At 71.6% G+C, this 14,686-nt stretch carries 8 protein-coding genes and 1 pseudogene; 4 read left to right on the top strand and 5 right to left on the bottom strand.

What is annotated here, in order from left to right:
• Position 1: 1 nt before the first annotated feature.
• Positions 2-2,242: a hypothetical protein gene (locus Pla133_RS16735; RefSeq protein ID WP_145067284.1), complete on the bottom strand. Its 2,241-nt coding sequence runs from the start codon at positions 2,240-2,242 to the stop codon at positions 2-4.
• A 293-nt stretch (positions 2,243-2,535) separates the two neighbouring features.
• A complete protein-coding gene (locus Pla133_RS16730) occupies positions 2,536-3,135 on the bottom strand; it encodes an RNA polymerase sigma factor (RefSeq protein WP_419191630.1) in 600 nt (199 codons plus the stop codon).
• Between the two features lie 74 nt (positions 3,136-3,209).
• Here Pla133_RS16730 and Pla133_RS16725 point away from each other — a divergent pair, with 74 nt between their 5' ends.
• Together Pla133_RS16725 and Pla133_RS16720 are read left to right on the top strand one after the other, a co-directional pair.
• Entirely contained in the window at positions 3,210-6,023 is a 2,814-nt protein-coding gene (locus Pla133_RS16725) for a serine/threonine protein kinase (RefSeq protein WP_145067280.1), read from the top strand.
• 82 nt (positions 6,024-6,105) lie between these two features.
• On the top strand, positions 6,106-6,555 hold the full coding sequence (locus Pla133_RS16720; protein WP_145067278.1) for an HIT family protein: 450 nt from the start codon (positions 6,106-6,108) through the stop codon (positions 6,553-6,555).
• 27 nt (positions 6,556-6,582) lie between these two features.
• Here the strand turns inward: Pla133_RS16720 and Pla133_RS16715 are convergent, their stop codons facing one another.
• On the bottom strand, positions 6,583-7,101 hold the full coding sequence (locus Pla133_RS16715; protein WP_145067276.1) for a hypothetical protein: 519 nt from the start codon (positions 7,099-7,101) through the stop codon (positions 6,583-6,585).
• A 211-nt stretch (positions 7,102-7,312) separates the two neighbouring features.
• Between Pla133_RS16715 and Pla133_RS16710 the strand changes: the two genes are divergently transcribed.
• Complete coding sequence (locus Pla133_RS16710) at positions 7,313-10,462, top strand: YncE family protein (protein ID WP_145067274.1); 3,150 nt, start codon at positions 7,313-7,315, stop codon at positions 10,460-10,462.
• A gap of 186 nt (positions 10,463-10,648) precedes the next feature.
• Here the strand turns inward: Pla133_RS16710 and Pla133_RS16705 are convergent.
• Positions 10,649-10,723, bottom strand: a pseudogene (locus Pla133_RS16705) (SEC-C metal-binding domain-containing protein); the annotation flags it as partial.
• Between the two features lie 612 nt (positions 10,724-11,335).
• Here Pla133_RS16705 and Pla133_RS16700 point away from each other — a divergent pair.
• Positions 11,336-13,888: an FG-GAP repeat domain-containing protein gene (locus Pla133_RS16700; RefSeq protein WP_145067272.1), complete on the top strand. Its 2,553-nt coding sequence runs from the start codon at positions 11,336-11,338 to the stop codon at positions 13,886-13,888.
• 100 nt (positions 13,889-13,988) lie between these two features.
• Here Pla133_RS16700 and Pla133_RS16695 read toward each other — a convergent pair whose 3' ends face one another.
• Positions 13,989-14,621, bottom strand: a complete 633-nt coding sequence (locus tag Pla133_RS16695) for an ankyrin repeat domain-containing protein (protein ID WP_145067270.1) — start codon at positions 14,619-14,621, stop codon at positions 13,989-13,991.
• Between the last annotated feature and the right edge of the window lie 65 nt (positions 14,622-14,686).

Genomic DNA, 14,686 nt, shown 5'->3' with positions numbered 1-14,686 from the left:
TTCAGGAGCCCAGCAGGAGTCGCATCCGGTTCGACACGGACACGTCCGGGCTCAGGGCGCAGGGGCTGCTGCCGGGCGTGAGCACCGTCCACTGCAAGTCGAGCTGGGCTGCAACCAGAGCCGGGTTGCAGGGGATCGCGAGGACCATTCCGGCCCCACCGCCGAGAACCGGCTGGACGAAGGTCGTGCCGAAGGGCACCCAGAGACAGGGGCCACAGGCCAGCGGCACGGCGGTGGTCACGCTCAGGTTCAAGATCGCGGCCGGCGCCAACGGACTCGCGCCCTGGAGCAGAACTTGGAAGTAGCCGTTGCCGATCGTGGCCGGATTCGGGGTGACCGCCGTCCCGCCGGCGCCGCAGCCGCCGCCCAGGTCGGTGATCGAGTAGGTCGAGGTGAAGGCGTCGAGCAACTGACCTTGAACATCCTGGTCGGTGCTGAGGGGCGAGACCGACTCCTCGTTCCAGACCAAGAGCGCTCGGCCCTCGCCGTAGTTGCCACCCGATGCCGTGGTGCACAGGGCCAGGGTGGGATCGCCCGCCGACAGGACCTCGACCAACAGGGATGCCTCACAGGTCAGGCAGGTCGTCGCGTCGACGCCCGTCACCCGCAGGGCGTCGGCGAAGAGCCCGTTCTCGCGCCAGGCGACGTAGGTCTTGCCGGGACGCCAACCCAGGGCCACGCGCGGAGCGCCGGCGACCTGGGTCAGGACCTGCGAGGGCGAGGCCGTGAGGGTCGTGGCACCGGGCACGACGGGAGTCAACAGCACCGTGTAGTCGCCGCTGCCGGGCGTCTGCTCGTAGGAGCTGGCGACGATCCAACGCGAGTCCGCCACGCCGCCGCCTTCGATCTCGGGCTCGTATTCCTGGCTGGGGGCGCTGGTGATCTTCTGGCCCGGGTTGACCACGGTGCCGTCGCGGTCGAGCACCGCGGCGAAGACCGAGGAGACCCCTCCGATCAGCGAAGCACGTCGCAGGTACGTGACGCCGTACAGCCCGACGTTGCCCGCGTTGCGGGTGATCGACGGCGAGTCGACCGTGCTGAGCAGCGGGACCTCGGTCGCCACCGTGAAAGCCGAGACCGCGGTGGGCGTGCTGTCCAGCTCCACGTTCAACTTGACGCCCTCGATCCCGACGCCGCTGCGATCCCAGATCACCAGGGCCTGCTTGAACGGGACCTTGAGCAGCTCGCCGCCGACATCCGGCCGCGAGAGGCTGCCGGCTGCTCCGATGGCGATCGGGACGACGCCCGTCAGCCCGCTCACGCCCGGCGAGAAGGCCTGGGCGCGGATCGAGTCGGCACCCGACGCCGTTTGGCGCCAGACCACCACGAAGGTGCTCGCATAGTTGGCGTTGGCGACCTGGGGCCGGGTCACCTGACCACTGCTACCGAAGAAGACCGTGCCGCCGTCCAGGGTCCCGTCGCCGATCAGGACCTGACCGCGGATGGCGCTGCTGATTGCTGAGAAGGTGCGCTTCCAGACCACCAGGAAGCGGCCCCAGGAGGCGTCCCAGGCCACGTCGGGCTCCGCGTCGTCGAAGGTCGAGCTGTCGACGGGGAAGCGCGTCCCGATCAGTGGGTCGAGCACCATCGGGTAGCTGGCCGAGTCGACGAAGTCCGCCGCGAGGCGCAGGACCAACTGCGTGCCCTCGACGCGGACCGACCCAGGCGCGGTGCGTCCGCGGGCGTCGACGCCAGTCAGGGCGCCGTAGCGGACTCCGCCGAAGCCGGCGTCGAACTCGAGGCCCCCGTCGGCGGTGCCCAGGGCGCGGTCGCGCAGCACGCCACCGATGGTGAGCCGCAGCTCGAGGTCGCCGCTGCCGAGCGGGGCCCGGTCGAGCACGACGCTGTGCCACAGACCCTCGCCGGTGACTTCGAAGCGCTCGACCACACCCTCGGCGCGGTCGTAGCTGGCCACCAAGCCTTCGGCGCGGGGCGCGACCGGCTTCAGATCGACGGACGCGCCGACCCGGCGCAGTGACGTCGCCGACAAGGTGAGCGTCTGTTCGACCGGGGCCTGTTGTCCGAGGACGGGCACGAAGGTCACGCCGCTCGGGTCGAAGCGCGCTTCGAAGCTCCCCGCGCCCCCGATCAGCCCGTCGTCGACGACCGAGAGGCCGACGCTGTTCGACAGGGCGCCGGTGGGAGCCAGGGGGGTGACGCTGCCAGGCAGCTCCTGGGCGGCGGTGGGAGCGGCCATCAGGGCCGTTGCGAAGAGGAGGCGAACCAGGGACTTGGCTTGCATGGGCGGGATCCGGAGGGGCTGAGGATCAGTTCGTCGCCCCGTGAGTGGTGGGGGCGTGGCGCAGTGCGCGCCCCTCCGCATCCGCGCGCCGCCGCGCCTGTCCCGCAAGAAAGCCACACCCGCGCCGCGATCCGGAACTTTCCGATCGCCGCGGGACGCTGGCTGTTGCATGCGGATCGGGAAGGTCAGTGAGCGCTACCTTCCGACCCCGGCCGAACGACAGGCTCGCCCACCGCGTCCGAGTCGATCCGCACCTGCGCCGAGCCGCTGTTACCGGGCGACCGATCGCTGGCTCAGCCCGCGACGTCCAAGCGCTCGGCCAGCTTGACCAGCGTCCGGTGCAGCAGGTTGCGAACACCGTTCTCGCTGCGTCCCAGCTCGCGGGCCACGTCGGCGCGCGACAGGCCCGCGACGCGCGAGAGCAGGACCACCTCGCGCTCGTCCTCCTCAAGCTCGGCGAAGGCCTGCTCCAGGCGTGTCAGGAACTCGGCGCCCATGGCGGCCTGGCTCGGACTGGCCAGGCCGGCGAAGGCCACAGCGAGGGCCCGCGAGGCGTCCTCCCCGAGAGCTTCGCGCCGGCGGTCCCGGCGCTCGGCGCCGTGGAAGGCGAAGCGGTCGGCCACCTTGCGCGCCGCGGTGGCGTAGAGCCAATGGCGGAAGGCGTGCTCGCCGCCGTGGCGGAAGCCGTCCATGCGCTCGAGCAGGTCGCGGCAGGTGGACTGGACGATGTCGCTGACACCCTCCCTGCCGCCGAAGGCGCGGCCCACCCGCAGGCGGACGTAGGCCTCCAGGCCCGGCAGGTGCCGGAACAGGAGGGCGTCGACGGCGGCTCGATCGCCAGCTTGGGCCCGCCTGACCAGTTCGCCCTCGTCGAGAGTAGGCTCGTCCAGCACATCGCGAGGATACGCTCGATCGCGCCCGCCGGGCAGCGGCGACATTCCTACCCAATCGCATTCCGGGTCAGGCCGTGACCTCCCCCCTCTCCCCATCGGACCTGGATCGCGTCCTCGGCGCTTGCCTCGAAGCCCTCGAGCTCGAGGGCCCGACGGCCGTCGACTCGGCCTGCGCCGCCCACCCCGACCTGGCCGACGCCCTGCGGCGCCGGGTCGCCCTGTTGGTCACGGCCAACCTGATCGACCTCTCGGAGGGCCCGGACGGGCTCCCTGATCGAGTGGGGGACTTCGAGCTGCTCGAGCGCCTGGGCAGCGGCGCCATGGCCTTGGTGCTGCGCGCCCGGCAGGTCTCGACCGGCCGCGACGTGGCGCTCAAGTTCGTGCGTCCGGAGCAGCTCCTGTTCCCCGGCGCGCGCGAGAGGTTCCGGCGCGAGGTCGAGCTCAGCGCCCGGCTGCACCACCCGGCGATCCTGCCGGTGCTGGCGTTCGGCGAGGAGCGCGGTCTGCCCTGGTTCGCCCTGGAGTTGGTCCATGGCGCGAGCCTGGATCGCGTCCTCGACGTGCTGCGCACGAGATTCGGTACGGCCGACGCCATCGACCCCGCGGCCCTGCCCGAGATCGTGCGCGAGTGCACGCCGGCGGCGCTGCGCGTGGGGGAGGCCCAGCGACCGCCGCGCTCCTGGTCGCGCTTCGCCCTGGAGATCGCGAATGCGGTCGTGACGGCCCTGACCCACGCCCACGCCCACGGCGTGCTGCACCGCGACATCAAGCCGTCCAACGTCATGTTGGGGCTCGATGGCCGCGTTTACCTGACCGACTTCGGCCTGGCCAGCGCGCCGGACACGGCCACGCTGACCACCGCGGGGAGCGCCGTCGGTTCCGTGCCCTACATGGCGCCCGAGACCCTGGCCGGCGAAGGCAGCGACGTGCGCGGCGACGTCTATTCAGCCGGGGCCACGCTGTACGAGCTCCTGACCCTGCACCGCCCCTTCGAGAGTGCCTCGCCGGCGGCGCTGGTATCGCGCATCCTTCTGGGCACGCCGGATACCCCGCGGCGGCACTCGCGGCGCCTGTCGGGGGACCACGAGGCGGTGCTCTTGCGCGCCCTCGAGCGCGACCCGAAGCGTCGCTATCCGACCGCCGCCGCCCTCGGCGAGGACATCCAGAACCTGCTCGCCCTGCGGCCCACGGCCGCCCGTCCGGCGGGCGCGGGCGCGCGCCTCGCGCAGCTCGTGCGCCGGCGTCCGGCGGCCAGTACGGCGGTGGCCCTGGCGGCCCTTCTGGTGGTGGGCATCCCCACCAGCGTGGCCGTGGTCCAATCGCGCGCGCGGGGCGAGCTCGCGCGCATCAACGCACAGCTCGAGACCGCCCTGGCCGGCGAACGCAGCGAGCGCGAGCGCGCCGATCAGAACCTCGAGCGGGCGACGCGCGCGGTGGAGGTGATGCTGCGCGAGACCGGCGATGCCCTCTTGGACGAGGTGCCCCTGATGCAGCGGGTGGAGAGCACGCTGTTGGCGCGCGCGCGCGAGGTGCTCGACGAGCTGACGCCGTCCGATACCTCGGCGCCGCGCCATGTCTTGCAGACCTGCGAGATCGAGCTGGCCAGCGCCGTGGTCGAGTACGAAGGCGGCGCGATCGAGGAGGCCCAGGCGCTCCTGGACCAGGCCCGCGCGCGCCTCGACGAACGACCCGATTGCCTGACCTCCGACCCCCAGCGCACGCGAGCGCTGCAGGTGTCCCTGCTGCGTTGGCTCGGCCGGCTGCAGGAACGACGCGACCCACTTCGAGCCCAGGAGCTGCTGACTGCCGCGGTGGCGATCGAACTCGACGCCTCTCAAGTGCACGCGCGGGAGGAGCAACTCCTGGCGCGCGCCAGCCTCCAGGAAGTGCTCGCGGGGCAGGGGCGGCGCGAGGAAGCGGTCGAACAGCTCGACCTGGCCCTGGCTCAGCTCGACGAGCTCGGTCAGCAGCTCGACCTGGACCGAGTGCGCGGCCTGCGCGCGAAGCTCCTGAGCCGGCGCGCCAACCAGGCGGCGATCGTGGGCAACGACGACGCCGCCCGCTCGGACTTCGAGCGAGCCATCGCGGACCTCGACGCGATCATCGCCGGGGACCCCGAGGCCGCGCGGGCGATGGCGGACGCGGTCGCCCTTCGCATTTCCCTCGCCGGACCGCTGCTGCGCACGGGCGACGCGGCCCAGGCCCTGGTCGTCCTGGAGCGCGCGCGCGTCGATGGCGAGCGCCTCCTGGCCCAGTTCCCCCTGGCGCAGTCCTTCCGGGTCAAGCAGGCGGGGCTGTTGATCAACCTCGGCGTCGTGCGCGAGGCCCAGGGCGACACCCTGGGTTGCGAGGCCGCCTGGCGAGCCGCCGCGGACCAGGCGCGGGTCTTGATGGCCGAGACGGAGCCCACCAACGAGGCCCTGCTCCAGGCCGGACTGGCGTTCGGCAACCTCGCCTCGAACCGCCGGGCGGCCGAGGCCTACGACGAGGCGATCGACCTCTCCCACGAGGCACAGACGACGCTGGCGCGGGCGCTGGCGCTGATGCCCGGCGACGTGCTGCGCGCGCGTGCCCTCGAGTTCGCCCTGTTGACGCGGGCGCACAGCCTTGTCGCGCTGGAGCGCACGGACGAGGTCCGCGAGGCGATCGAGCAGGCGGCGGCCGCCGCGCCCCGCGACGCCCTGGCCCAACGCGCGCTCGTGGACGGATGGCTCGCGCTGTCGCAGACCGTCGAGGGCGACACGGCTAAGGCCTACGTCGAGCGTGCCTTCGCAACGCTCGAGGGCGCCGTCGAGCTGGGCTGGTACGTGCCCGGTGAGTTGGAAGGAAACCCGGACTTCGAGCCGATGTGGTCGCTGCCCGATTGGCCTCCGGGCATCGCTCGCTGAGGGACGTGTCCGAGGTTCGGCGAGCCTCGCACGGGATCACCCCTTGCGTCGACGAGCGGTTGCTCCAGACTGCGCCGCAGCCATGACCAACCGAGCCATCTCCGACCGCGTCGCCCGCATTCGCGCCGGTGAGGATCCCCAGTGCCTGTCCCGCATGGCCTCGGGCTGGGCGATCCTGGGCAAGTTCCAGCCGGACGCGATCCAGGGCTGCTGCATGCTGCTGCCCGATCCCGTGGTGGCCTCGCCCAACGACCTGAGCGCAGAGCAGCGCGGGCAGTTCTTCACGGACCTGGTCCGCATCGGCGATGCGATCCTCGAAGTGACCGGCGCCGAGCGCATCAACTACCTGGTGCTCTGCAACCAGGTGCCCGAGCTGCACGGCCACTGCATCCCGCGCTTTGCCGCCGAGGATCCGGTCAAGCGGCTGCTCGGTCCCTTCGAGGCCTACGACTTCGGCGCCGCGCGGGTCGCGGACGCCCTGGGTCAGGACCGCGACCTGCACGCGGCCCTGCGCGCGGCCCTCGCAGGCTGAGCGTCGGCGCGTGCAGGGCTCGGAGGCCTACAGCTCTTCGAACAGTGCGAGCCGCGCGCGGGCCGCTCGACTCGCGCGGTGGAAGCGCTGCCAACTGGGCCAGGCCACGATCAGATAGAGGCTGGCTACGACGAGCCCAGCGAGCTGGAAGGCCGCGGCGCCCGCTCGTTCGCTGCCAAGTTGCCCGATCCCGCCCAGGGCGCCGACGGTACCCAGTGCCACGAAGCCTGCCGCGGCGGTGGCGGCCACCATGCAGACGCGCCGACAGCCGGGCCGACCACCGATCCAAGCGGCGGCGGCCATCGCTGCCGCCGGCACGCCCGTCAACAGCGCGGCCCCATTGGAGCCGGTGCAACTCGGTGCCAGGCTGGCCAGCAGCCCGAAGCAGGCCGCGGCGATCCAGCTCGCGCGTGCGATGGGCAAGAGGGCTGCGCCCTCGAGCGCGACCGGGTCGGGGCGTCGGGCTTCGTGCTCGGGGTCCCCGTGATCGAGGCCAGCCGCGGTGCCGCGGCGCCGGATCCGCTCCAGTCGATGTCTGTCGGCCATGGTCGGGAGCTTGGAACAGGTCAGGCTGCGGTGCGACGGCGGCACGGATTCGCACCCGGATCTCCCGTAGACCCGCGCCAGGGGCCAGTCGAGTCCGAAGTCCCCGCGGGTGTGACTCGACCTCGCTCCTGGACCTAGCCTGGGCTGCCCCCCCTCGCCACCCCACGGGCGCTCACGATCTGGGCGCCAGGCTTTCTCGTTTCAGGCTGCCATGCACTCTTCCCACGGCCGATCCCTAGCGGCTGCACTCCTTGTGACGGTCGCTGCCCCGACCGCCCTCGCCTACTCAGCTCCGGGCTCGCTCGCTCCGTCGCCCCAAAGCGGCGGGCCTCAACTCGACCTGGTCCAGGTCGGCAACGGCTTCGGATCGATCCTGCCGCACCGGATCTTCAAGCTCGCGGGCGGCGGCCCCGGCTCCCAGGTGATCGAGATCCGATCGGTAGCCGACCTCGTCGAGAACCTGGCGCCGGCCAACCCTGTCCTGCCCGGCGCCGTCTTCGGCAACGCGGCGCTCTTGCCCGACGGCAGCGCGGGGAACCACTACCTGGTGGTGGAGTTCTCGAGCGCGCTGGACGTCGGATCCGTGCTCGTCGCCGATGCGGGCGCCGCGAGTCCGCTGAAGTCGGGCCTCAGCCTGGTGTCGATCGATCCCGCGACCGGCCTCTCGACGCCCGTGGGCGCGGCCGCGTTCGTCGGCGGGCAGGGCTACTTGAACCCGGATCCCGCCACCCCCGGCAAGCTGTTGCTGGAGACCCACGTGGGCCCGAGCGCGGGGGCATCGGGCCTGTTGGCCCTGACGCCGCAGGGCGTCGGCTTCCCCTACACGCAGAGCGGCTCGTCACCCGGCGCGCAGGTCTTGATCGCGCCGAGCAGCCTCGTGCTCGTGGCCGACACGGACGGCGACCTGTCGACCCACGAGACCTTCCCGGCGGGGGCGCAACTGGCCCTGCGCCTGGAAGGGCAGGTCACCTCGCAGCAGGGGGCGACCCTGGGCGAGCCGGTGCTGGCCTCGACCACGGTGGGCGCCGACCAGCAGGGACCCGCGCTGCTGCACCTGCCCACGGCGAGTGGCGGCGAGCCGGCGATCGAGCCAGCCGAGGGTGCGGTCGATGTGGATCCGTCGACCGACGTCGTCCTGACCTTCACCGAGTCCCTACAGCCAGCGACCTTGGGCCAGTTGGCGAATGGCGCGGCCCCTGGCCTGTCGCCGGCCCTGTCGATCGCCTTCGGGCCGCTGGGCAATCAGATCAGCGTCCCGTTCACGATCCTGCCGGCCGGTCCCTACGACCTCGCGACGTGGCACTGTGACCTGGCCTACGACCTGCCCGGGATGGGCGGCGCCGGGGGCGCTTGCGGCGGCTTCTCATCCGTCGACGTGCAGCTCGACACCGCAGCGCTCCAGGACCTCGCGCAGAACACGGGTCAGCAGGCCGTCTCGAGCTTCTTCGACGTCGGCCAGGGGGTGGGCCTGGTGAACGCGCCCGTGGCCCCCGACGCCATCTACGTGGTTCGGGCCGACGGGGGCGCGAGCGTCTCGGTGATCGATCTCAACGGCTTCGGCGCGGGCACCGGCAACCCGACCTTCGACCCTGCGAACCCGATCGTGAAGGGCAACTCGAACTACCCCAACAACCCGAACCTCGCGATCCAGGGGGCGTTGCTGACGCCGCCGCTCGCGCCGGGCAACTGCACCTTCAACGGTGGCTCGGCGGGCGTCTTCACCCTGACCTTGGACTCCAACCTCGACGACCGCCTGCTGCGCGCGCCGCAGGTCGACTCGATCGCGGACATGGCCCTGGGGCAGCCCCTCGACCTGGTGTTCAACAACGGTCCGCCGCCCTTCGGCTGCCAGTCGGGCACGCCCAACCTGTGCGCGACCGCGGGGCTCAAGCTGGTCAACCCGGTGCTCTCGGGTGATGGCTTGGTCCCGGCCCTTCCCGGGCAGTTCTCCAACCCGAGCCCCGGCGTGGGCAACATCATCTCCTGGGCGCCGCACCCCAACCCGCCCCCGCTGGTCTTCCCGGCCCCCTGCTCGGCGCCGCTGATCGGGGCCCAGGAGCCGACCTCGGTCGTCTCGGCGATCTTCTCCAACCTGCTCGTGCCCGGCCCCAACCCCTTGGGGGTTCCGGCCCAGGGCGTGCCGCCCGGCGACCTGTTGGCCGGGGCCCAGTCGGCCTTCTTCCAGGGGCCCGGCGACTCGCAAACGAGCGTCGCGGCGTGCGAGCCCTACCAGATCCGGCAGCAGGTCGGCCACTTCCTGTACCTGGTCGACGCCATGGCGGATGAGGTCGTGGTGGTCAACTCGAACCGCTTCACGGTCCTCGATCGCATCGACGTCGGCGCGCCGACCCATCTGGCAGTCGCGCCCAACCTGAACCTCCTGGCGGTCACGTCGCAGTCGATGGGGCGGGTCAGCTTCGTCGACATCGACCCCGCCTCGACGATGTTCCATGAAGTCGTGTCGAGCGTGGACCTGACTCCGGGCATCTCCGACGTGGTCTGGCAACCCGACGGCGAGGACGTGCTGGTCGTCAACGGCGCCACCCACGAGTTGGTCGTGATCAGCGCCTTCAACCTGCAGGTCCGCAAGGTGCTCTCGACTGTGGCTGCGCAGGTGCGTCAGCCCTTCGCGATCGCGGTGGGCAACCGGCAGACCAACTTCGGCTTGGGCCGCGGCGTCTACTTCGCCTACGTCCTGGGACGCAACGGGCGCGTCTGCGTGTACGAGTCCGGACCGGGTGGGATCAACGCCATCGGGTCCGACAGTGTGCTCTCGGTCGACGGCCTGTCCCTGGCCTCGCCCAAGGACCTGCGGATCGACCCGGCTTCGCTCAGCGGCGCGGTGTGGGTCGCCCACGAGCAGCCGCTGGATCCGGCCACCGGCGTGGCCAGCGGCCAACAGGGCGGGGCACTCACGCGCCTCGAGCTGACGACCCGCACCCTTGGTCCGCTGCCCGTCGGTGGTAGCAGCCCGACGACGCTCGCCGATCGCAAGCTCGAACTGGCGGTGAGCGCTTCCATCGGCGAGGAAGTGCTGACCGGGATCCCGGTCTCGATCTCCTTCGACGAGCTGGTCAACCTCGGCGGCCTGCGGCCCCCGGCCTCGGCCTTCGCGGCCGCGCAACCGATCGCCGTCAACTCGAAGTCCCTGGTGCGCCAGGCGGGGATCCAGATCCTGCCCACGCGCGAGCCGCACTTCCTGTTCGCGGCGGTCGCCGATTCGAGCCAGGGCGGTGGCGTGGTCGACGTGATCGATCTGCAAGCGAACCTCCGCCCCTACGACACCGACCCCTTCCTGGCCGGGACCCAGTCGATCCCGGTGCCCGGTGTGGCGCTTCTGGTGGACTGGTTCGGTCAGTGAACTGAGAGGGCTCGCCGCGCTCCGGGGAACGATGTCGTTCACGGAGCGCGGCGGCCGCGCGCTGGAAGGTCGCGGTCGCCTACACCGTCGCAGGCGACGCGTTACAGCCTCTACAACCACCGCCTCATGGGGTTGCCGTCGCCTACGCGCCGCTATCGGCGCCGCGCGCATCCCGAAGGGCCGCTCTCAGCCCTGCTTGCCGTGGCACTGCTTGAACTTCTTGCCGGAGCCGCAGGGGCAGGGGTCGTTGCGGCCGGTCTTGGCGGCGCCGTGCTCGAAGGGCTTGGACTCGCGGGCGGTGGTGCGGCGCGGGGCTGCGCCGGACGCGACGGCGGCGGCGAAGGCTTCGAGGCCCGGATCCACGGCCATGGAGAGCTCGAAGGCGTGGGTCACGACCGCCACCTCGCGCAGGTGGGCGAGGTAGGCCTCGAGCACCGCGGGTACGTGGGCGGCGAGGGGATCGCGCGGGGCGAAGCGCCCTGGCAGGACCGTGCCCAAGAGGTCGCGCAGGGCCTCGCCGTCGAGCTCTGCCGGGTCGCGCCCGAAGTCCCGATGGATGGCCTCGAGCAGGCGCTCTGAGACCGTGCGCCGATCGGCGGCGGAGATGCCGCGCAGGGCGGCTGCCTGGGGCGAGTCGAGGAACGCGGCGGTCTCGAGGGTGATGCGGCGGTCGGCCATGGGCGCAGGGTACGGGGGCGCGGGTGGGGCGGGCCACGGGCTCGGCGGACGATCCTCGGCCGAGCCGACCGGGTCTGAGGAGTCCTGGGTCCGATTATTGACCGGGTCCACACGCCGTCCGGCCCGGATCCTGGTCTGATCGTCACGCAGGACTGCTCGGCCCCGCCGGCGAACACCCCGCAGAGGAGATCCGCCATGAATCGATTCGACCTTCCGCCCTCGCTCGACCGCATGTTCGTCGATGCCCGCCGGTCCACCTGGTTCGCTCGGGCGCTCGGTCTCGCCGTAGCCTGCAGTGCAACCGCCGCGGCACAGACCTATGCAGAGCTGCACGGCGCGGCGCCCGGCGATGCGCCCAACACCCTGTGCGGGGTGATGGCTGACCTGGATGGGGACCAACGGCCCGACGTGCTGCTCGGTCTTTCGAACTTCCTGACCGGGCCGATGCTGGCGCGCTACGGGAACGATGGGGCTGGTGCCCTGCTCGCGACCGTCCCCGGCTTGGACATCTTCTCGGACTTCTGTCCGTCGATCGGTGCGGGCGATTGGAACGGCGACGGCCACACGGACCTGATCGTCGCCGCCGACGGCCACGCGGGCGGGCGCGACAAGCTCTTCGTCGGCGACGGGACGGGCAACTTCGTCCAGGCGCAGTTCTTCGTCACGGACTCGACCGTGTTCGTCGATCTGGTCGACGTCGCCGGGGACAGCCGCGCGGACCTGCTGCGAACCAACGGCGGCAACCTGAACATCTCCTTCGCGGGCGGAGGGGGCGCTGTCGTCACAACACCGACCTCCCTGGCCCGCGTCGGTGACCTCGACGGCAACGGATCCATGGACCTGTTCGGCTCCGGAGTCGTGCCGTTCGTCGGCTCGCAGGCTTGGGTAGCGCGCGAGGACGGCCTGGGTGGCTATCCCGTCGACCCGGCCGCACTTCCCGTAGGGACGGTCGGCGCGAATGACCTGCAGCTGCTGGACGCCGATGGCGACGGGGATCTGGATGCTTGGCTCGTACGCGAAGGCGCGGACCAACTCTTGTCGAATGGAGGTGCGGGCGTCTTCACCGAAGCCACGGGCGCACTCCCTGCGGACGCGGATCTGGGTCAAGCCCTGGCCATTGGTGACGTGGATGGCGACGGAGACCCCGACGGAGTGGTCGGCAACGGACCTGGCGCGACCGATGGAGCGGATCGACTGCTGCTCAACGGCGGCGGGGTCTTCACGGAAGCCGTAGGCGCCCTGGTTGGCTACGGTGAGCGGACGACCTTCATCGAGCTCGTGGACCTGGACGCCGACGGGGACCTCGACCTGCTGCGCGGCGGCCATGGCGCACCCCTGCGTCCGGCGTTCAACGACGGCGCGGGGACCTTCGCCGACGCGTCCGCCGGCTGGCGCGCCGCGCCCCGCTCGCCGCGGGCGATCGCCACGATCGACGTCGACGGGGACCTGGACCTCGACGTGATCCTGGCGCGGGCGGAGGGCACCGTGCTCGTTCCCAACGGCGGTGGTGGCGACCTCGAGCCCGAGGTCGTGCTGACCTCGGCTGGGGCCCTCGACATCGCCACGGGCGACGTGGACGGCGACGGCGACCTGGATCTCTTGCTCTGCCGCGGAGCGGCCGATCCGGTGCTGCTGTTGTCGGTCGGTGGCGGAGCCTTCGCGCCGGCTCCGGTGCCCGCGGTGGGCACGGCCCTGCGCGCAGGGGTGTTGACCGACATCGACGGTGACGGGGACTTGGACGCCGTCCTCGTGGGTGATGGCGGGCGCCTGTGGCTGGGCGATGGAAGCGGCACCTTCGTGGACGCGAGCGGAGCGCTTCCGACCCTGCCGGCGGGTCTACACGACGTGGTGGCCGGGGACCTGGACGGCGACGGCGATCCAGACCTGCTCGCGGCGGCTGCCGGGGACGGCAGTGGTGCGCCCAACCTGTTGATCGGCAATCTGGGAGGGCTGCTCGTGGACGTCAGTGCCCTGCTGCCGGGGCAAGCGGACGCGAGCTACTCCCTCGCCCTCGCCGACCTGAACGGCGACGGCGCGTTGGACGTGGTCGTGGGCAACGGAGCGGGCGCAGTCGGTGCCCAAGATCGTCTGTGGATCAACACGGGCTTCGGCCTGTTGGTCGACAGCCCGGGCCTCGGCGCGGCACTCAACGTGACCGAAGGCATTGGAGTGGGGGACGTCGATCTCGACGGAGACGTGGACCTGCTCCTGCCGGGGCTGCCCGCGACGAGCCCGTTCGGAGACCCGACCAGTCCGCTGTTGCACCTGAACGACGGGCTGGGGACGTTCACCGCCGCGCCCCTCGCGGGTCTGTCGCCGTCCGGCCCGCAGACCGACCTGGCTCTCGCCGACCTCGACGGGGACGGGGCACCCGACCTGCTCTTGGCCAGCGATGTTCGCCTGCAGGTGGCGCTCGAGCGCACCCATCAACTGGCGTGGCGCGCTCTTCCGCGGGTCGGCAAGGACTTGGTACTCGACCTTTGGAGTCCAGACCACACGACCTGGCAGGTGGCCCTCGCCACCGCGCGCACGGACCTGCCGTTGCCGCCCTTCGGGACCCTCTTGATCGACCTCACGACTCTGGTCGGGATCGAGTCCGGGGCGTTCGATCCGAATGGGACGGCCAGTGATCCGATCGCGGTGCCCGCCGTCCCTGCCTTGGTCGGAGCCGTGGTCGAGCTGCAGGCCCTGTTCGGGCCCGCGCTGCAGCTCAGCAACCGCGAGACGGTTGTCTTGAGCGGCTACTGAACCGAATCCGCATCGATTACAGCGGGAGTCGACCCTGGCTCGAGTCGGTCGCCGCCGCCGATCGGGGGCTCCCCTTTGGCGCAACGGGGCCGAAGCCAGATCACACGGGCTCGGTCAAGGCGCGCCGCAGCTCGTCGTCGCCGGGCCCCAGGCCGTTGCAGATGTCGGCAGGCAGGCGCGCGCCCCCGCGCAGCAGCGCTCGCACCGCCGCGGGGACGCGATCGCGTTGGCTCGCGCGATGCTCGGTCCAACCGTGCAGCGCCCAGTGCAATGGCGTGCCCTCGTACCTGTCGTCGCGCTGGTCCAAGTCGGCTCCGGCCGCGATCAGGGCTTCCACCAAGCGCGCCAGTCCCATGTGGGCGGCCCAGTGCAGCGCCGTCGCGCCGAACAAACCTCGTCCGGTGACATCGACGCCGCGCTCCACCAGGCGCAGGGCGACACTCTCGACCCCCAGGCTGGCGGCCGCGATCAGGAAGGTGTCCCCGGACTTGGCATAGGCGCGCTCGGGATCGACCCCGGCGGCGAGCAGCGCGTCCGCGAGCTCGAGGGCCTGGCCCTGGTCGAGCTTGCCCTCGAAGGCCGCGTCGCACACGTAGTGCAGGGGCGGCACCCGGTTCTTACCACCCTCGCCGAAGTGCACGTCGGCCTCCGCCAGCTCCGGCTCGGCGGCGATCAAGGACCGTAGGGCTTCCAGGTCGGCGGTGTCGATGGCGGCGCGGACTCGAGCGATCATGGGCGCAGGATAGTGCGCGCTGGGGTGACCGAGAATCGAGGTCCCCAGTCGCCGAACCTTCGATC

The organism is Engelhardtia mirabilis, from assembly GCF_007748095.1.
Taxonomy (GTDB): domain Bacteria; phylum Planctomycetota; class UBA1135; order UBA1135.
This window is presented reverse-complemented; position numbering and strand designations above follow the sequence as displayed.

Coding starts and splice junctions, on each gene's coding strand:
- Pla133_RS16735 (WP_145067284.1), bottom strand. CDS start 2,242: ATGCAAGCCAAGTCCCTGGTTCGCCTCCTCTTCGCAACGGCCCTGATG.
- Pla133_RS16720 (WP_145067278.1), top strand. CDS start 6,106: ATGACCAACCGAGCCATCTCCGACCGCGTCGCCCGCATTCGCGCCGGT.
- Pla133_RS16715 (WP_145067276.1), bottom strand. CDS start 7,101: ATGGCCGACAGACATCGACTGGAGCGGATCCGGCGCCGCGGCACCGCG.
- Pla133_RS16710 (WP_145067274.1), top strand. CDS start 7,313: ATGCACTCTTCCCACGGCCGATCCCTAGCGGCTGCACTCCTTGTGACG.
- Pla133_RS16700 (WP_145067272.1), top strand. CDS start 11,336: ATGAATCGATTCGACCTTCCGCCCTCGCTCGACCGCATGTTCGTCGAT.
- Pla133_RS16695 (WP_145067270.1), bottom strand. CDS start 14,621: ATGATCGCTCGAGTCCGCGCCGCCATCGACACCGCCGACCTGGAAGCC.